The following is a 16,897-nucleotide window of genomic DNA, read 5'->3' on the forward strand; positions in this document are numbered from 1 at the left end:
TTCGCGCTATCAACGTGCATCAGAAATCCCGAAGGCGTTTCGAACGATGCACATCAAACGTAAAAATCATTTTACGGACTCAATAAACTCTGAGCGGACAAGGTGTAACGGTGAAGTGTTAACGCCACGCGCAACAAAACCCTTGATCCACTCGGGGGCTTTGCTAAGCACCTGAAGGGCAGAAGACTTGGTGTCAAATTCAGCAAACACGCAAGCACCTGTGCCAGTCAGACGCGACGGCGCGTATTGTAACAGCCATGAAATGACCTGTTCAACCTCACGGAAACGTTTTCTTGCGGTTAGTTCGCAATCATTTGCGTACGGAATGCGGAGAAGTTCCTGCAAAGACCGTACCGGAGAGTCTCTTTTCAGCTCCGGATCGCCGAAGATCGCGGGGGTAGGAATATTTACGCCGGGGTGTGCAACAAGATACCATTTTTCTTCAGGATGTGCGGGATGTAACAATTCCCCAACACCTTCTGCAAAAGATGCAAAGCCATTAACAAAAACAGGTACATCTGCACCGAGCGTTAAACCGAGCTTGGCCAATTCATTATCGCTAAGATTGGCTTGCCACAGCGTGTTTAAGGCGATAAGTACGGTAGCCGCATCGGAAGAGCCCCCACCGAGTCCGCCGCCCATCGGGATCACTTTTTCCAGCGCGATATCAGCGCCACAGTGGGCAAATCGCTCAGGCAGGTTATCTCGCAACAGCTTGGCGGCACGAATAATCAGGTTTTGGTCGTTCGGTACGCCGTCAATCGGCGTAAGCAAATTTAGCTGACCATCGTGACGTGGCGTAATGGCGAGTTGATCGCTGTAATCCAGAAATTGGAACAGCGTTTGCAGATTATGATAGCCGTCGGGACGACGGCCAGTGATATAGAGAAACAGATTCAGCTTGGCGGGCGCAGGCCAGATGCTGGTGGTCGAAATCATTTTTGCAGCGTCCAATTATCCATTTTCAGTTTAATGCGTTGATCGCCCTGAGTTATTTCCAATTGGGCTGGCAGTGATGGCTGGGTGTCGGCATCATATTTCAGATAGTTCACTTTCCACGTCAGGCCATCTTTGCTGTAGGTGAGATCTTGTAAGCGATATTGGCTATCAAGGGTGAAATCTGTCGCATCGCCCGGTAGACCTAGCATCCATAGACGCAGACTTTGCAGCGGGATCTGCATACCGGTCAGTTTACGAATCATGTCATCTGCGTTGTCGCTGACGTAACGCTTGCCTTTGTTATCGGTAAGCTGAACAACACCGGGGATGACATTGAGCTCCATTTCAGTGCTGCCCAGTGGGTTGGTTAACAGCAGGCGATAGCGCTCAGGTGCACTTTGTTGCCAAAAGAAGCGGGCATATACTTTTTGCTTATCGGAAAGATAGGCAAAAGCCCCGCGAGTTTGGTATTCGGCAATTTTCTGTACCTGAGATTCATGCTCGCGCCACTGTGGTGCCGTTGGACTACCGGCTGGGCCTTTATGTTGAGTGGTGTTACAAGCGGCCAATAAAACGCAGCTAAGCGGCAGTAATTTAAGCAATTTTGATTTTTGCATTGGTTTGTCCGTTCTGATTCTCGGGCGTGTTGCAGAGAATGATAATTGCGGGTAACGCTAGCGGTCTTATCTGACAGCGTCAATGCTTTCTGCGTGTTCGATCGCAAATATTAAGGGTAAAAGACCCAGAAATTGATTCAATAAGATACATCCCCATTTCGTGTGGCTTTTATTGATCTCGCGCATCAAGTAGAATGACCGTATAAATAAACCAAAATGAAAGACTTTCTATTCGACGATTTGTCATGAGCCTGCTTGCACTTGGAATCAATCACAAAACCGCGCCGGTAGCACTCCGTGAGCGGGTGACGTTTTCACCCGAAACGCTGAATCATGCTATTGAAAGCTTACGCCAGCAGCCACTGGTGCAGGCTGGCGTTGTGCTGTCTACGTGTAACCGCACCGAGCTGTATCTCAGCATGGAACAGCCCGAGGATTTGCAGCAGCAAGATTTGCATAAGCAGATCGTCGACTGGCTGTGTGCGTATCACAAACTTTCCCCAGATGAAGTCAACAAAAGCCTCTACTGGTATCAGGATAATGACGCCGTCAGCCATCTGATGCGCGTTGCCAGCGGGTTGGACTCTTTGGTTCTCGGTGAGCCTCAGATTTTAGGTCAGGTGAAAAAGGCCTATACGGAATCTCAACGTGAGCAGTCAATGTCTGCTGACCTTGAGCGTCTGTTCCAAAAAACCTTCTCGGTCGCTAAGCGAGTGCGTACTGAAACCGACATTGGTGCCAGTGCGGTATCCGTCGCCTTTGCGGCCTGTACGTTGGCGAGGCAGATATTTGAGTCACTTTCTCAGGTAAATGTGTTGCTGGTTGGCGCGGGTGAAACTATCGAACTGGTGGCGCGTCATCTCCGTGAGCATAAAGTGCGACATATGATGATTGCCAACCGCACACGTGAGCGTGCACAGGTGTTGGCAGATGAAGTTAACGCTGAAGTGATCACGCTGCCTGAAATCGATGAACGCTTAGCTGAAGCGGATATCATTATTAGCTCGACGGCCAGTCCACTGCCGATTATCGGCAAGGGGATGGTGGAGCGGGCGCTGAAGTCTCGCCGCAACCAGCCAATGCTGTTTGTGGATATCGCTGTTCCGCGTGATATCGAGCCAGAAGTCGGCAAATTGGCCAACGCCTATTTGTATAGCGTGGATGATTTGCATTCGATTATTCAAAGTAATCTTGCCCAGCGTAAAGCGGCAGCCGTTCAGGCTGAGCATATTGTGCAGCAGGAAAGTGCTAACTTTATGGCTTGGCTACGAGCCCAAGGTGCGGTGGAGACTATCCGAGATTATCGTTCACAGGCCGATCAAATGCGCGCGGAAGCTGAAGCTGAAGCCTTAGCGGCCATAGCGCAGGGCGCAGACGTAGAATCCGTCATCCATAAATTGGCGCATCGGCTGACCAATCGTTTGATTCATGCACCAACCAAATCCCTCCAGCAGGCCGCGAGTAACGGCGACATCGAAAAATTACAGGTGTTGCGTGATAGTCTCGGACTGGATCAAAATTAGTTCCTCTTATTATTACATATAGGTAAATAGCCACGAATGAAGCCTTCTATCGTTGCCAAACTAGAAGCATTACAAGAGCGTCACGAAGAGGTGCAGGCGCACCTCGGAGATGCCGGAGTGATTGCCGACCAAGACCGCTTCCGCGCGCTGTCTCGCGAGTACGCACAGTTGACCGACGTCACCCGTTGTTTCCAGACCTGGCAGCAGGTACAGGAGGATTTATCCACGGCGGAAATGATGCTCGACGATCCCGAAATGCGCGAAATGGCGCAGGAAGAGATTGCTGAAGCAAAAAATCAAATCGCCGATCTGGAACAGCAGCTACAAATTCTGCTGTTGCCGAAAGATCCCGATGATGAGCGCAGCTGCTATTTAGAAATCCGCGCCGGAACCGGCGGCGACGAGGCCGCGCTGTTTGCCGGTGATATGTTCCGTATGTATAGCCGTTATGCAGAATCTCGACGCTGGAAAATCGAGGTGATGAGCGCCAACGAAGGTGAACATGGTGGCTACAAAGAGATCATTGCCAAAGTGATTGGCGACGGGGCATATGGACGTTTGAAGTTTGAATCGGGTGGACATCGTGTTCAACGTGTTCCTGCGACCGAATCTCAGGGGCGTATTCATACTTCGGCCTGTACCGTTGCCGTGATGCCTGAGATTCCAGAAGCCGAGTTGCCGGATATTAATCCTGGCGATTTGCGAATCGATACCTTCCGTTCCTCCGGGGCTGGTGGACAGCACGTTAACACCACCGACTCTGCGATCCGTATTACCCACTTGCCGACCGGTATTGTGGTTGAGTGTCAGGATGAACGTTCTCAGCATAAGAACAAAGCGAAAGCGTTATCCGTGCTGGGCGCGCGTATTCGTGCTGCCGAAATGGCGAAGCGCCAGCAAGAAGAGGCATCAACGCGTCGCAATCTGCTGGGCAGCGGTGACCGTTCCGATCGTAACCGCACCTATAACTTCCCGCAGGGGCGTGTTACTGACCACCGCATTAACCTGACGATTTACCGTCTGGATGAAGTGATGGAAGGCAAGCTGGATTCACTGATCGAGCCTATTGTTCAGGAATATCAGGCTGACCAGTTGGCTTCACTGTCTGAGCAAGACTGATGCGATTTGACCAGTGGCTAAAACAGGCGGTTGAACGACTGCGCGCAGGCGAAAGCCCTAAGCGCGACGCCGAAATCCTTCTGGGCTTTGTCGCTGGCAAAAGCCGCAGCTATATTTTGGCGTTTGGTGAAACTGAGCTCACTCCAGAGCAAGCGCAGCAGTTAGAACAGCTGTTGGCAAGGCGCGAACGCGGCGAGCCGGTCGCCTATCTGATTGGTGAGCGCGAGTTCTGGTCGCTGCCGCTAGAAGTTTCGCCAGCAACGTTAATCCCTCGTCCTGACACTGAGTGTCTGGTCGAGAAAGCGTTGGCGCTCCTGCCGGTCGCTGCGTGTTCGGTGCTCGATCTCGGCACAGGCACCGGCGCAATCGCGTTAGCCCTTGCTAGCGAACGGCCTGATTGCCAGTTTGTTGGCGTTGACTATTCGGCCGATGCGACAGCGTTGGCCTCGCGTAATGCCTCGCGTTTAAACCTTGCGAATGCCACATTTGTTACCGGAAGCTGGTATGAACCCGTTGGCGCTCAGCAATTTGCGTTGATAGCCAGCAACCCGCCTTATATTGACGAATCCGACCCGCATCTCTCGCAGGGGGATGTCCGTTTTGAGCCTGCCAGTGCGTTGGTTGCACCGGAAAATGGCCTCGCTGATTTGCGCCATATTGTGGAATATGCACCCGATCATCTTATTGAGGGTGGATGGCTTGTCATGGAGCATGGCTGGCAGCAGGGAGAGGCTGTGCGCCAGTTGCTTAAAGCGCGCGGATTTACTGACGTGGTTACGCAGAAGGACTACGGCAATAATGATCGTATCACGTTAGGGCAGTGGCACGCTTATTCACCGCAACATGCGTCAACATCGCGCTCGACGCCGTAAAATAATAAAAGAAGAGGAAACGTATGGAAGCTTATATTGGGATTAAACATCTGCACCTGTTAACGGTGGCGATAAGCATCGTGTTATTCATTCTGCGTTTCTTCTGGAAATGGCGTAATTCCGCTATGATGGAGCGTCGTTGGGTGAAGATAACGCCCCATGTGAACGATACCGTACTCTTTGCTACGGGTATCGCATTAGTGTTTATCACCCACTTCTATCCTTTTACCCCGCAGGGGACTTGGCTGACGGAAAAACTGGTCGGTGTTATTATTTATGTGGTGCTCGGCTATGTTGCTTTGAGCAAACGACCACGTAGCCAAAAAGTAAGGTGTTTTGCTTTCGTGGCGGCACTCGCGTGTATGTATTTAATTATTAAACTGGCAATGACGAAAATGCCGTTGCTGATGGGGTATGTATGAGTTCCATAGCTGATTTTGAGTTTAACCGCTTCCCGCTAAGCGAAGGGGTTATTCTGGTTTCTCAGACTATACGTCGTGATTTCCCTGCCGATACAGTGCGCGAGTCGTTGCAGCAACTGTCTGAGCAGGCGCTGGCGCATATTGATGCGGAACTGGATCAGGATCAGAAACTTGAGCAATTTATCGATCTCTTCTTCAATGAGTGGGGATTTGGCGGCGTCGGCGGTGTTTACCGCTTATCCGATGCGTTGTGGCTCGATAAGGTGCTGAGTTCTCGCCAAGGGACGCCGGTTTCTCTGGGGATCGTGTTTCTGCATATTGCCCATCAACTTGATTTGCCGTTGCAGCCAGTGATTTTCCCGACCCAGCTGATTATGCGTGCGGATTGGTTAGACGAAGAGATGTGGCTCATTAACCCGCTCAACGGCGAAACGTTAAATGAACATATGCTGGAAGTATGGCTGAAAGGCAATCTCGGTTTGATGGCCAGTCTTGAAGATACCGATTTCGACGAAGCTGAAAACAGCATGGTAGTGCGTAAAATGCTGAGTACGCTGAAAGCAGCGCTAATGGAAGAGAAGCAGATTGAGCCCGCACTACGTGCCTGTGAGGCTTTGCTGGAGTTCGATCCTGAAGACCCCTATGAAATTCGCGATCGTGGGCTGATTTATGCTCAGTTAGATTGCAATCACATTGCTGTTTCCGACCTCAGTTACTTTGTAGAACAATGCCCTGAGGACCCGGTTTCTGAGGTGATCAAGGTGCAGATACACTCGATTGAGCAGAAAAATATCGTTCTGCACTGAGTGAGTTTATTTTCCACCCTGTGCGCGAGAACAATGCGCGTGGGCTTTAAATTGGTTATTTTTGCCTCCACTTATCAATATTAATTATGCCAGAAGTTTTGTTGCGGCTGTGGCACAGCGGCAAAGCTGAAAGGTATACACGGTTACTTGAATATTAAGGCGCAAGCATGAAACAGAAAGTTGTCAGCATTGGTGATATCAAAGTCGCGAACGATCTGCCGTTCGTTCTTTTCGGTGGTATGAACGTGCTGGAGTCGCGTGATTTAGCGATGCGTATCTGTGAGCACTACGTTACCGTTACTCAAAAACTGGGTATCCCTTACGTCTTCAAGGCTTCTTTTGATAAAGCCAACCGTTCTTCTATTCACTCTTACCGTGGCCCAGGCCTGGAAGAGGGAATGCGTATTTTCCAAGATATCAAACAGGCGTTCGGCGTTAAAATTATCACCGACGTTCATACCCCAGAACAGGCTCAGCCTGTTGCGGACGTGGTTGATGTGATTCAGTTGCCAGCATTTTTGGCTCGCCAAACCGATTTGGTTGAAGCGATGGCGAAAACGGGCGCGGTTATCAACGTCAAAAAACCACAGTTCTTAAGCCCAGGCCAGATGGGTAACATCGTTGATAAGTTTGAAGAAGGCGGCAACGATAAAATCATTCTGTGTGACCGCGGTGCTAACTTTGGTTACGACAACCTGGTAGTGGATATGTTGGGCTTCGGCGTGATGAAAAATGCATCCAAAGGCAGCCCAGTGATTTTTGACGTGACTCACTCCCTGCAGTGCCGCGATCCGTTTGGCGCAGCGTCCGGTGGCCGTCGCGCTCAGGTGACCGAGCTGGCTCGTTCTGGTATGGCGATTGGTTTGGCGGGTCTGTTTATTGAAGCTCATCCAGATCCGGCCAATGCGCGCTGTGATGGCCCATCTGCGCTGCCGCTCGATAAGCTTGAGCCGTTCTTGGTGCAGATGAAAGCGATTGACGATCTGGTGAAAAGCTTCCCAGAGTTAGATACGTCTAACTGATAGCTGTTTTGGTGGTTTAGTTTTGCAGCTAAATCCCACAGTATAGAAAATAGAAAAAGGCACGCCGTTGAGCGTGCCTTTTTTACATCCCGTAAGGTAGGGAAGAATTATAAGCTGGCTGAGTCGTTCAAATGTTTAACGGCTTCAGGCAACGTTGAGAAAAATGCCAGTTTACCTGTGATTGGCGCGATGCGAGCACGTGCAAACGTTTTTAGCGGCTGGAATGGGATATCGGTAATCACCAGTTGCTTACCTTCCGGCAGTGCATCGACAAAGCGTTGGAAGGCGTTAAGGCCACCGGCATCGAGTACGGGGACGGCATCCCATTGCATCACAATCGTGTTGTAATCTTCGCTTTGTTCCAGTAGTTCGCTGAAAATGCGTTCGGCGGCGGCAAAGAACAGCGGTCCACTGACACGTAACATAAGCGTCGAGTTTTCAACGGATTCACTCAATACACTCAGGCGCGTCATTCGTGCAATACGGCGCATGAAAAGCAACGATGCCAGCACAATTCCGACGGTAATCGCAATCACCATGTCAAATAGAACCGTAAGTGACATACACATCAGCATGACTATGATGTCGTCTTTGGGCGCTCGGCGCAGCAGATAAACCACCTTATGCGCTTCACTCATGTTCCATGCTACCATTAGCAGCAGCGAGGCCATGGCTGCCAGCGGTAAGAATGATAACCACGGTGCCAAGACGAGAAGGGCGAGGATCACCAGCAGTGAGTGTATGACGGCAGAGATGGGTGATGTTGCACCGGCGCGAACGTTAGCCGCCGAGCGCGCAATGGCCGCAGTAGCAGTAATGCCGCCGAAGAATGGCGCTGCAATATTCCCTAAGCCTTGCCCAATCAGTTCACCGTTAGAATTATGTTTTTTTCCCGTCATACCGTCGAGCACCACGGCACACAATAGGGATTCGATGGCTCCTAGCATTGCCATGGAAAAGGCGGCAGGCATCAGCGCGGTGAGTGTTTTCCACGATAGGTCAATGGGCTGACCAGTACCAGACGGCAAATTCCACGGTAGAACAAACTGCGGCAGGATCGGTGGAATGCCTTGGCCTTGAGTGCCGTCGGCCAGTAAATAGCTGAAACGAGAGCCTATGGTGGCAACGTGAGTATCGAATAGGGCAAAGATACCCATCACCGCAGTTCCTGCGAGCAGCGCGGGCAAATGACCCGGTAAGCGTAATCCCAATTTGGGCCAGAAAACCAGAACCGCCAACGTTGTTGCGCCGATCAGGGTGTCTGCCCAACTAATGGTGGGCATCGCTTGTGCTAGCGCAGCGACTTTCATTAAATAGCTTTCTGGAACGTGTTCTAGGTGCAAACCAAAGAAATCTTTGATTTGCATGGTACCAATGGTGATGGCAATACCCGAGGTAAAACCTAGCGTGACTGACAGAGGAATATACTCAATCAGGCGACCAAATCGCGCCATCCCCATCAGCAACAAAAATACCCCTGACATCAGAGTGGCAAGAAGGAGTCCTGAAAGGCCAAACTGTTGTGATACAGGGTAGAGAATGACGACGAACGCCGCCGTTGGCCCTGAAACACTAAAGCGCGAGCCGCCGCTTAACGCGATGACGATGCCCGCTACCGCGGAAGTATAGAGACCGTACTGTGGCGGGACGCCACTGCCGATGGCAAGCGCCATCGCTAAAGGTATGGCGATGATACCAACGGTAATACCCGCAATAATATCTTTGACGAAGCGCTGGGCGTTATAGGGTTCACGCCAGCAGGCTTCTATAAGCGCGCTAAACGGCATGATGCCGTTAATTTTATGCGTTTTCATTATGCAAATTGTTAGCTAGTGACCTAGCTCCATAAGAAAGGATCAAGTACTACACCATCGACGCAAGGCCAGATGGACTCCCACTGGTGACAAAATGGGTACAATCTTGGTACACCCCAAGTTTGCGTCACTTATATCAGGCTAGTATTTCAGATTATGCGTAACATAATCACGGCGATAACAGCACTAAGCCTGTCATTCCCATCCTAATTGAAATTACGCTGTCGACTATGCTCGCTAGTCGGCTGGCATTACGTCAATTATTCGGGGCATTGCTAAATGAAGCAGAATCTCAAAGAAGGGCACAATTTCTAACCACTATTTTCATCAGGCTAAACGTTTGATTCCTGAATCAACCACCATCGATGCAAGTTTACACTCTGTTGAGGTAGATTACTTTGACTAAAGTCTATAACTGCCTCTTATGGGGTAAAAAGCCTCTATTTTTCAGGCCTGCGGCGAATGATAAAATGATGTTGATTATTGGCGGGACTCAGTGGCTAAGCTCAATTTCCCACCTTAAAGTTAGGTATTTGATATTAGACTGGCTTAATAATGATGTTACATATTAAGAAAAGAGGTGTGTTTGTGGGTATAAGCCCATTTTGATAATAAACCAAACGCTGTTTTTCTGTTAGCTAACTCATTGTTTATCATGAGGTTAGTTTTTCTTATTTAAAATTCATATATAATTTTTCATCTTTAATGAAATATTCATGTTTACTATCATTTTTGTGGGCTGTTTATTTCTATTTTAGTTTTTGCTAGATTCCCTAACTTATCTTTTTTGCATTTTTATTATTTCTTTAGGGAGCGTTGGGCTATGGATTATTCTTTATCATCGAAGGTGTTTATTCTGTTTATATTTTTATCTTTGGTTTTAAGTTTATCAACACTAACATATATATTAACTAATTAATAAAATTAGCATACTGCCTATGCGGTATCTGTACGCAATAAAATCTCAGCAGCAGGTGCTGCTGAGAATATGGATACCAACCTCGTATTACTGGGTGACCGTTGTAACGACTTGCCCTTCATCCGCCGCGTACCATCCCCAATCTGGACCAAAGCCATTATTCCATTGGCCTGCTTGCCAATACGGACCAAAGCCATAGTCCCACTCAGCGATAGGCTGGATAGTTTCGGTGAGGTGCCAGACCTGATAGCCTTCAATATTCATCGTGACAAAGTTATACGGCGTTTTACCAATGGTGCCTTTTTGGCTACCTGTAAGGGTACCTAACACCGTCACGAGATGGTTGCGGAAGTTAACAGGGTCGAGAAACTTATCGCTTTTAGCGATAATCCGCCCCTGATAGGGTTGGTTGATTTCCGGCTTGGCGCTGCTATCTAGTGGGAGTACCGCGATTTCTAGCAGTGTTGCATTGTCTCGATTAATGACATTCACAACGGTTCCACCAAAACGAACCTGCTGCCCTTGGTAAAGATTCGGTGAGTTATGCACTGAAGTAAAGTTCTTTTGCAAAATGGGACTATTATTACCTTCAATACTTTTAGGTATCGAACTACAGCCGCTCAAAATAAACACGCCGCTGAGTGTAATAATGCCAATGGTTTTCTTACATTTTGATATTAGTGAGGAAGAAGTTATTAACATAGGTGCCGTCCTATTATTTAGTGTGGGAATAGAATTAGCACCGAATTTTTAAAATGTCCGCTATTTAATTTAAACATCAACAATAAATATCTATAACTGATATTTACATGACTGTTTTCTCATTTTTTACGCCATGGTTTTTTGTTCTACACTTTCCTTGTTCTCACCACGGCGCATATCAGTAAGCTTAAATGGATGTTTTAAGGGTTAGTCACGTTAACGAGAGGTTAGCCCGAGAAAACGAGATATTACAGTTGTTACTAGCTGGTGATCTTCCAGTTGCGGAGCACCAGAAACCGTAATCGTGCCGACGCATCCAGTGTCTTTGATCGTCAACGGAAAACACCCTCCGTGCGCAGCATAGTCATTCAGGCTTAATCCATAACGCTCTTCTAGTGTTGCATTCCGCAGCTGCAAACGCAGTCCGATGGCATAAGAACTTTTGTGGAAACGGCTGACAACGTTACGTTTACGACGTATCCACTCTGCGTTATCCGGTGATGTTCCCCGCATTGCATAATGAAATAGGGTGTGTCCCGCCAGCTGAATATCAATGCTGACGGCAACGCCGCGACGCTCGGCCTCTTGCTTGAGGGCAGTACCCAGCGCCCACGCTGTTTCTGCATTAAACGCAGAAAACTGGAGGCTGGCTTCTTCAGCAGCAAGTTGTGCTAGTTCGTCTTCAGAGCTCATACGCTAATCCTTAATCTAAAATGGCAGCATACCGTCCGGCCGGACAGGCCGCTAGATCTGTTATTTATAACTCATGCGATTTCATGCGAGGGATAAAGCAAAACGCCGCCTCTGAGAACAGAAACGGCGTTAGGATTAAATGTGCTTTTAACGGGCGAGGGCAGTAACCGCGCTAATCAGTGGGCCGCCAACGGTACGTTTCAACGTTAAAATGGCGATGCCTTTGAGTAATGATTTAGCACTGCGGCGAATAGTACTATCAATGTAGTCTTTATCTTTCTGGACCGAGAGCCAACCCAACGCTTCTATCTGAGAGAGTAACGCGGTCGCTTTCATCTGTTTGCTGTCAAAACGGATCGCTACCGACCCCGCGTAAAGGCGGTGGGTGATCTCTTCAATTCCGTCTGTTTTTTCCAACTCGTTAATCGCCTGTTTTACAAGCTCAGGATTCCGTTGAATAAAATCAGAACGAACGCGGATGCGATTTTGTGTTTGGTGCAGGTAAGGCGACATGTGAACCTCATACATGATAACCGTAATGAGAACAATTTATATTAATGATAAGGCCCTGTCTATTCTTTGCTGACATTTCCTGCACTTTCAGCGCGTATCAATTCTCACTTTCGTCGATTAATTGATGGACCGCAAACATAGGTTCAATTCCTTATTTTTAGTGTGAATATTTATAGCCTTATAAGATAGATTATCCACATACACACCAAGTGCTTTGCACGTAATCTCCAAATGACGCACGGGATTTTTCATGCAGTTAGACGATTTAAACGGACTCATGACGCTACGTCGCTTTGTTGAGGTAGCTCACCACATTCCGGGGCGTATTCGCTTGCGCTTCACCAACCGCCTAGTTTCAGGTCTGAGTAAGCATAGGCTTTCCGCACTTGAAGACCTGTGCCACCCAGATGGCTACTTGCGTAGCTATGCACTCAATACCGCCACCGGAAGTTTGGTGCTGGAATACAGCGCTAAGCACATTCCGCCTGCCACGCTTAACCAGCTGTTCGGCGACGATGATGGCCTCGCGCATCAAGCGTTAGAACAGATTTATTCCATCCTTTCACATTCAGAAAGCCAATAAGGGATCACACTATGAGCAACGATAGCAATAACCCAATGAATCAAGGTGCACCTTATTATCCACCGTATGGCTACCCGTACTATCCGCCGATGCCTGAAATGCCACAGCAGCCAGCGCAGCAGATGCCTCCGCAACCTCAGCAGCCGCCAATGGGGTGGCCACAGCAGCCGGTTTGGTATCCACAAATGATGCCAGGGTTCCCTCCTATGGGCTATCCAATGCCGCCGCAGCCGATGATGCCACCACAGCAGCCAAGCATGCCGCATCACCCACATCACCATCACCACCATGCAGCCGCGCCAGGTTTTGATTGGAGTGGGCAGGCGCAGGGGATGGTCGAGGGAATGATGGGGGAACAGGCGGGCTTGCTGAAGAACATCATCAGCACGATCGGCGCAGATGACAAAGAGTTTTGGAAAGGTGCCATGATCGGTGCCGCAGCAACGTTGCTACTCACTAACGAGAATGTTCGCAATATTCTGATGCAGACCGTCGCAAATGCGGGCGATTTGTTGAAGACCGGTGGGGCAAAAGTAAAAGATGGCGTAATGAGCGGCGCAGAAACTATCAAAGAAACCGCTACAACGAGCAGCACCATTTTTCGCGACACGCTGAAAGCGGGCAAAGAGGGTTTTACTGAATCGGTAGATCGTCATCGCCAATCAGCTCCAGCGGCCGCAGTGACAGAAGAAACGGCAACACAAGGAACCGCGGATGAGCAACAATCGTGATGAATTAAGCTCTGTCAGTCGTGCGTTAATTGCGGGTGCCTTGGTGGGAACGACGACCTCATGCATTGAGCAATGGCGTAGCTATCAAAATGGTGAGAAAAGCCTAAATCAAACCGCGGCTAAAGTGGTGAGCGATGCGACCAAAGCAGGGCTGGTTAGCGGAGCGGTTATGGCGGTGGCGAGTGCTACGGCAGGTCGCCCGTTATTGACAATGTTGACCGTCATCAGCGCCGGTGCTGCTGGACTTTATCTGATGGACGCGATGAAAAATAAGGAAAATGACAATGAATCAGCCTAACTATCCTTATGGTTATCCCTACTACAACCCGTATGGATATGCTTATCCGCAGCAGATGCCTGCGCAGCCTGCCGCGCCTCAGCCTTCGGCCTATCGTCAGGCAAATGGTCGCACCCATCTGTTTACGGGCATGGTGGCAGGCGCTGCGATTGCCTATCTGCTGGCTAACCGTCAGGTGCAGCAGGGGATTAGCACCACGGCCAGTAAAGCATGGGGAACCGTGCGTGGCGAGGTGGAGGAGTTAAAAGAACGTCTGGCTGATTTGCAGGCTGAGCTGGATTACTACCAAAACAAGGAACAGGACGCCGAGTGAAAGCTATCTCTCCTGACAAGATCGTTGTAGTACACCGTCTGCCAGGGCGTATACGCGTTCGCGTTCCACAATTGCGTACGATGCCGGACAGTGCGGCATGGCTCAAGCGTCAGTTGCTCGCGCTTCCAGGCGTAACTGGTACGCGACTGCGCCCCGAAGCTCGTTCAGCGGTGATTACCTATGATGCTGCGGTTACCAGCGATGCGCAGTTGTTAGAAAAATTGCATCAGCTTGATTGGCAACAGCGATCGGACGGTGAGTATGAAACTGAATACTGCGGTGGCGATAATCTGCTGAATTTGGGGGGCTTGGCGTTATCCCAACTGTTGCCGAAAAAGTGGGCGGCGTTGCCAACCTTGTTGCTGACGTCATCGACGCTAAGCGAAGGCGCACACCAGTTGGCACAGCGTAAGCTCAAAGTGGAAGTGCTGGATGCGCTGGCGTTAGGGTTATCGATGGCGCGTGGTGATTACCGCACAGCCATGCTGACCCAATCTTTGCTGACGCTCGGTGAATATATGGAGCAGGAAACCAGCCGCCACTCCGACGCGTTGCTCGCTAGCCTAATGCAACCACGAGAGCATCCGGTTTGGATTGAGCGTGAAGGGCAGAGCGTTGAAATCCAGTCGGAAGCACTGGTGAACGGCGACGTCATGCTGTTGGGGCCGGGAGATAATATTCCAGCCGATGGCACGGTTATTCGCGGTGTGGGGCTGATAAATCAGGCATCGATGACCGGTGAGGGCGTGCCAGTTCGTCGCGAGGCTGGGGCGTGGGTTTATGCCGGTACGCAGGTGCAGGATGGGAATATTGCCGTTCGCGCCGAGCGCGTCGGTGATGACTCATCAACGGCCAATATCCGCCGATTTATCACCGACTCGTTAAGTCAGCGTAGTGAAACACAAAAGGTCACGCAGGAGATGGCCGATCGCCGCGTGGCGATCACCATGGGCGTGGGTGCTGCCGTGTTTGCCATGACGCGTGACTGGCAGCGATTGGCTTCGGTGTTTTTAGTCGATTACTCCTGTGCTCTGAAACTCAGTACGCCGATTGCTTTTAAATCGATAATGTATCGAGCGGCGCGTAACGGCTTGCTGTTGAAGGGCGGACGGGCTATTGAGCAATTGGCCGCGGTGGATACGGTCGTCTTCGATAAAACCGGAACGCTGACGCATGGTGACATGCTGGTAACCGATGTTGTGAGTTTCGATCCCGAACGAACTTGGGCTGAACGTCTACTGGCGATTGCGGCTTCGGTGGAAGAGCACAGCAATCATCCGCTGGCGCGTGCCGTGGTTGCAGCGGCTGAGCATCATGAGTTGCCGCACATTAATCACGGTGAAGTGGAATACGTTATCGCTCATGGCTTATTGAGTGAGCTCGATAATCATCAGATGGTGATCGGTAGCCGTCACTTCCTGAGCTGCCACTACGATATTGATTTTGCACCATTTGCAGATGAGATTGCGGCGTTGGAGCAGCAGGGACGACATCTCCTGTTTATCGGTTTGGATAATCAGCTGGTGGGGATGATTGGTCTACAAGATAACGTACGTGAAGAAGCGGCCTTGGTGATTGCCCAACTGCGTGAGTATGGTATCAATAATGTGGTTCTTCTCACCGGTGACAAAGCGGAAAAAGCTGAGCAATTAGCCTCCGAGCTGGGCATCGATCGGTATTATGCTCAGGCGACGCCGGAAAGCAAAGTGGATGTGGTTCGTCAGCTACAAGAGCAAGGGCATCGTGTTTTATTCGTGGGTGATGGTATCAACGATGCGCCGGTTCTGACGCAGGCGAACGTTGGACTCGCCATGAACCAGAGTACTGAGCTGGCTCAGCAAGCTGCAGATGCTGTGCTGCTACAGGATCACCTGCACGGTATCGTGACGGCTCGTGAACTTTCTCTTGAGGCGATGAAGCTGGTTAACAGTAATATTCGCCTGACCGAGTGGGTAAATAGTTCGATCATGCTGGCTGCGGCATTAGGCTGGCTAACGCCTACCGCCAGCGCGCTTTTGCACAATGGTACGACCTTAGGCGTTTTGTTGCGTTCATTGGCAGCGAAAAACGCAGGGAAATAAGCGTTGTTTCTCTCGGCTCAACAGATAATGGTTGGGTTGAGAGATGCTGTTTAGCATCGTTTTATGGATACAAAAAAAGCCCCGAATTTTCATTCGGGGCTTTTTTCTAGAATATGGCGGTGAGAGAGGGGTTCGAACCCTCGATACGCTTTCGCGTATACACACTTTCCAGGCGTGCTCCTTCAGCCACTCAGACACCTCACCGTTTCGTCGCCGTGCTATGCACTGCAACGGGGCGCTACTATAGGGATTCATGCTGAGACGGTCAAGAATAATTTCAGCTCAAATGCTTATCTGGCGAGGGAATAGCCAATCAGAGCACTCTGACATCATCCTGCGCGGCTATGTACTACAGTTCATGTACTACAGTTAATAAGCAAAACTTTTCCGACCCTACGATCTTTCCATTCATAAACCTTCCATTCATAAACGGAGAAACACTATGTCGATCGAAAAAGTGGTTTATCGGGCCAAAGCAAAAGCGACTGGCGGGCGAGACGGGCGTGCGACTTCATCCGATGGCGTGTTAGATGTAAAACTGGGAGTGCCTAAGGAAATGGGCGGTGCAGGTGGAGCTGTCACCAATCCTGAACAGCTGTTTGCCGCTGGCTATTCGGCTTGCTTCTTGGGGGCATTGAAATTTGTGGCATCGAAAGAGAAAGTTAAAGTGCCAGCAGAGGCACAAATTGAAGGCACAGTGGGGATTGGCGAAATCCCAGGCGGTTTTGGTATCGAAGTTCAACTGGATATCAGCCTGCCAGGCATTGAACGCAGCGTAGCCGAAGACCTAGTGAAAAAAGCGCATCAGGTATGCCCATACTCGAACGCCACACGTGGCAATATCGATGTGAAGCTTAATGTCATTTAGCGCTCTATGATGTGTTTTATCACTGACCGCTAAAAAGCAAAAAGCCCTGAATTTTCATTCAG

At 49.8% G+C, this 16,897-nt stretch carries 18 protein-coding genes and 1 tRNA gene; 12 read left to right on the forward strand and 7 right to left on the reverse strand.

Annotated elements, in window-relative coordinates; genetic code table 11:
- Positions 1-66: 66 nt before the first annotated feature.
- Positions 67-939, reverse strand: a complete 873-nt coding sequence (gene ispE, locus HMPREF3091_RS11490; RefSeq protein WP_070715976.1) for a 4-(cytidine 5'-diphospho)-2-C-methyl-D-erythritol kinase — start codon at positions 937-939, stop codon at positions 67-69.
- Complete coding sequence (gene lolB / locus HMPREF3091_RS11495) at positions 936-1,556, reverse strand: lipoprotein insertase outer membrane protein LolB (protein ID WP_004090357.1); 621 nt, start codon at positions 1,554-1,556, stop codon at positions 936-938. Before lolB ends, ispE begins: the two co-directional genes overlap by 4 nt.
- A 245-nt stretch (positions 1,557-1,801) precedes the next feature.
- Between lolB and hemA the strand changes: the two genes are divergently transcribed.
- The 6 genes from hemA (at position 1,802) to kdsA (ending at position 7,320) form a co-directional block, all read left to right on the forward strand.
- Complete coding sequence (gene hemA / locus HMPREF3091_RS11500) at positions 1,802-3,079, forward strand: glutamyl-tRNA reductase (protein ID WP_004090355.1); 1,278 nt, start codon at positions 1,802-1,804, stop codon at positions 3,077-3,079.
- 36 nt (positions 3,080-3,115) lie between these two features.
- Positions 3,116-4,198, forward strand: coding sequence for a peptide chain release factor 1 (gene prfA, locus HMPREF3091_RS11505; RefSeq protein WP_004090353.1), 1,083 nt, complete (start codon positions 3,116-3,118; stop codon positions 4,196-4,198).
- Entirely contained in the window at positions 4,198-5,070 is an 873-nt protein-coding gene (prmC, locus tag HMPREF3091_RS11510; protein ID WP_070715978.1) for a peptide chain release factor N(5)-glutamine methyltransferase, read from the forward strand. The genes prfA and prmC overlap by 1 nt, the downstream gene beginning before the upstream one ends.
- 23 nt (positions 5,071-5,093) lie before the next feature.
- Entirely contained in the window at positions 5,094-5,492 is a 399-nt protein-coding gene (locus HMPREF3091_RS11515; RefSeq protein WP_004090348.1) for a SirB2 family protein, read from the forward strand.
- Positions 5,489-6,298 carry an invasion regulator SirB1 gene (gene sirB1, locus HMPREF3091_RS11520; protein ID WP_004090346.1) on the forward strand — a complete coding sequence of 270 codons (810 nt, stop codon included), beginning with the start codon at positions 5,489-5,491 and terminating at the stop codon, positions 6,296-6,298. The genes HMPREF3091_RS11515 and sirB1 overlap by 4 nt, the downstream gene beginning before the upstream one ends.
- Before the next feature lie 167 nt (positions 6,299-6,465).
- On the forward strand, positions 6,466-7,320 hold the full coding sequence (gene kdsA / locus HMPREF3091_RS11525) for a 3-deoxy-8-phosphooctulonate synthase (protein ID WP_004090343.1): 855 nt from the start codon (positions 6,466-6,468) through the stop codon (positions 7,318-7,320).
- Positions 7,321-7,427: 107 nt separating this feature from the next.
- Here the strand turns inward: kdsA and dauA are convergent, their stop codons facing one another.
- From dauA to HMPREF3091_RS11545, 4 genes are all read right to left on the reverse strand, one after another.
- A complete protein-coding gene (gene dauA, locus HMPREF3091_RS11530) occupies positions 7,428-9,134 on the reverse strand; it encodes a C4-dicarboxylic acid transporter DauA (RefSeq protein ID WP_070715980.1) in 1,707 nt (568 codons plus the stop codon).
- Between the two features lie 1,006 nt (positions 9,135-10,140).
- The gene (locus HMPREF3091_RS11535; RefSeq protein WP_004090339.1) at positions 10,141-10,755 is read right to left on the reverse strand and encodes a Slp family lipoprotein; all 615 of its coding nucleotides are present in this window, start codon (positions 10,753-10,755) and stop codon (positions 10,141-10,143) included.
- A 216-nt stretch (positions 10,756-10,971) separates the two neighbouring features.
- Positions 10,972-11,448, reverse strand: a complete 477-nt coding sequence (locus tag HMPREF3091_RS11540) for a heme-degrading domain-containing protein (RefSeq protein WP_070715982.1) — start codon at positions 11,446-11,448, stop codon at positions 10,972-10,974.
- A gap of 147 nt (positions 11,449-11,595) precedes the next feature.
- Positions 11,596-11,961 (reverse strand): HMA2 domain-containing protein, encoded by a 366-nt coding sequence (locus tag HMPREF3091_RS11545; RefSeq protein ID WP_035502370.1) that lies wholly within the window; start codon positions 11,959-11,961, stop codon positions 11,596-11,598.
- Between the two features lie 250 nt (positions 11,962-12,211).
- Between HMPREF3091_RS11545 and HMPREF3091_RS11550 the strand changes: the two genes are divergently transcribed.
- The 5 genes from HMPREF3091_RS11550 to HMPREF3091_RS11570 are packed head-to-tail and all read left to right on the forward strand — an operon-like array spanning position 12,212 to position 15,967.
- Positions 12,212-12,544, forward strand: a complete 333-nt coding sequence (locus HMPREF3091_RS11550) for a hypothetical protein (protein WP_070715984.1) — start codon at positions 12,212-12,214, stop codon at positions 12,542-12,544.
- Positions 12,545-12,555: 11 nt separating this feature from the next.
- Positions 12,556-13,275 (forward strand): hypothetical protein, encoded by a 720-nt coding sequence (locus HMPREF3091_RS11555; RefSeq protein WP_070715985.1) that lies wholly within the window; start codon positions 12,556-12,558, stop codon positions 13,273-13,275.
- Positions 13,259-13,573: a magnetosome protein MamC family protein gene (locus tag HMPREF3091_RS11560; RefSeq protein WP_004090330.1), complete on the forward strand. Its 315-nt coding sequence runs from the start codon at positions 13,259-13,261 to the stop codon at positions 13,571-13,573. The genes HMPREF3091_RS11555 and HMPREF3091_RS11560 overlap by 17 nt, the downstream gene beginning before the upstream one ends.
- A complete protein-coding gene (locus HMPREF3091_RS11565; RefSeq protein ID WP_210403555.1) occupies positions 13,560-13,886 on the forward strand; it encodes a YtxH domain-containing protein in 327 nt (108 codons plus the stop codon). The genes HMPREF3091_RS11560 and HMPREF3091_RS11565 overlap by 14 nt, the downstream gene beginning before the upstream one ends.
- Positions 13,883-15,967, forward strand: a complete 2,085-nt coding sequence (locus tag HMPREF3091_RS11570; protein ID WP_070715988.1) for a heavy metal translocating P-type ATPase — start codon at positions 13,883-13,885, stop codon at positions 15,965-15,967. The genes HMPREF3091_RS11565 and HMPREF3091_RS11570 overlap by 4 nt, the downstream gene beginning before the upstream one ends.
- A 114-nt stretch (positions 15,968-16,081) precedes the next feature.
- Here HMPREF3091_RS11570 and HMPREF3091_RS11575 read toward each other — a convergent pair.
- Positions 16,082-16,171, reverse strand: a tRNA-Ser gene (locus tag HMPREF3091_RS11575).
- A gap of 238 nt (positions 16,172-16,409) precedes the next feature.
- Between HMPREF3091_RS11575 and HMPREF3091_RS11580 the strand changes: the two genes are divergently transcribed.
- Complete coding sequence (locus HMPREF3091_RS11580; RefSeq protein WP_004090322.1) at positions 16,410-16,835, forward strand: organic hydroperoxide resistance protein; 426 nt, start codon at positions 16,410-16,412, stop codon at positions 16,833-16,835.
- The last annotated feature ends 62 nt before the right edge of the window (positions 16,836-16,897 follow it).

This window comes from Hafnia sp. HMSC23F03 (genome assembly GCF_001816025.1).
Taxonomy (GTDB): Bacteria; Pseudomonadota; Gammaproteobacteria; order Enterobacterales; family Enterobacteriaceae; genus Hafnia; species Hafnia paralvei.

Coding starts and splice junctions, on each gene's coding strand:
- ispE (WP_070715976.1), bottom strand. CDS start 939: ATGATTTCGACCACCAGCATCTGGCCTGCGCCCGCCAAGCTGAATCTG.
- lolB (WP_004090357.1), bottom strand. CDS start 1,556: ATGCAAAAATCAAAATTGCTTAAATTACTGCCGCTTAGCTGCGTTTTA.
- hemA (WP_004090355.1), top strand. CDS start 1,802: ATGAGCCTGCTTGCACTTGGAATCAATCACAAAACCGCGCCGGTAGCA.
- prfA (WP_004090353.1), top strand. CDS start 3,116: ATGAAGCCTTCTATCGTTGCCAAACTAGAAGCATTACAAGAGCGTCAC.
- prmC (WP_070715978.1), top strand. CDS start 4,198: ATGCGATTTGACCAGTGGCTAAAACAGGCGGTTGAACGACTGCGCGCA.
- HMPREF3091_RS11515 (WP_004090348.1), top strand. CDS start 5,094: ATGGAAGCTTATATTGGGATTAAACATCTGCACCTGTTAACGGTGGCG.
- sirB1 (WP_004090346.1), top strand. CDS start 5,489: ATGAGTTCCATAGCTGATTTTGAGTTTAACCGCTTCCCGCTAAGCGAA.
- kdsA (WP_004090343.1), top strand. CDS start 6,466: ATGAAACAGAAAGTTGTCAGCATTGGTGATATCAAAGTCGCGAACGAT.
- dauA (WP_070715980.1), bottom strand. CDS start 9,134: ATGAAAACGCATAAAATTAACGGCATCATGCCGTTTAGCGCGCTTATA.
- HMPREF3091_RS11535 (WP_004090339.1), bottom strand. CDS start 10,755: ATGTTAATAACTTCTTCCTCACTAATATCAAAATGTAAGAAAACCATT.
- HMPREF3091_RS11540 (WP_070715982.1), bottom strand. CDS start 11,448: ATGAGCTCTGAAGACGAACTAGCACAACTTGCTGCTGAAGAAGCCAGC.
- HMPREF3091_RS11545 (WP_035502370.1), bottom strand. CDS start 11,961: ATGTCGCCTTACCTGCACCAAACACAAAATCGCATCCGCGTTCGTTCT.
- HMPREF3091_RS11550 (WP_070715984.1), top strand. CDS start 12,212: ATGCAGTTAGACGATTTAAACGGACTCATGACGCTACGTCGCTTTGTT.
- HMPREF3091_RS11555 (WP_070715985.1), top strand. CDS start 12,556: ATGAGCAACGATAGCAATAACCCAATGAATCAAGGTGCACCTTATTAT.
- HMPREF3091_RS11560 (WP_004090330.1), top strand. CDS start 13,259: ATGAGCAACAATCGTGATGAATTAAGCTCTGTCAGTCGTGCGTTAATT.
- HMPREF3091_RS11565 (WP_210403555.1), top strand. CDS start 13,560: ATGAATCAGCCTAACTATCCTTATGGTTATCCCTACTACAACCCGTAT.
- HMPREF3091_RS11580 (WP_004090322.1), top strand. CDS start 16,410: ATGTCGATCGAAAAAGTGGTTTATCGGGCCAAAGCAAAAGCGACTGGC.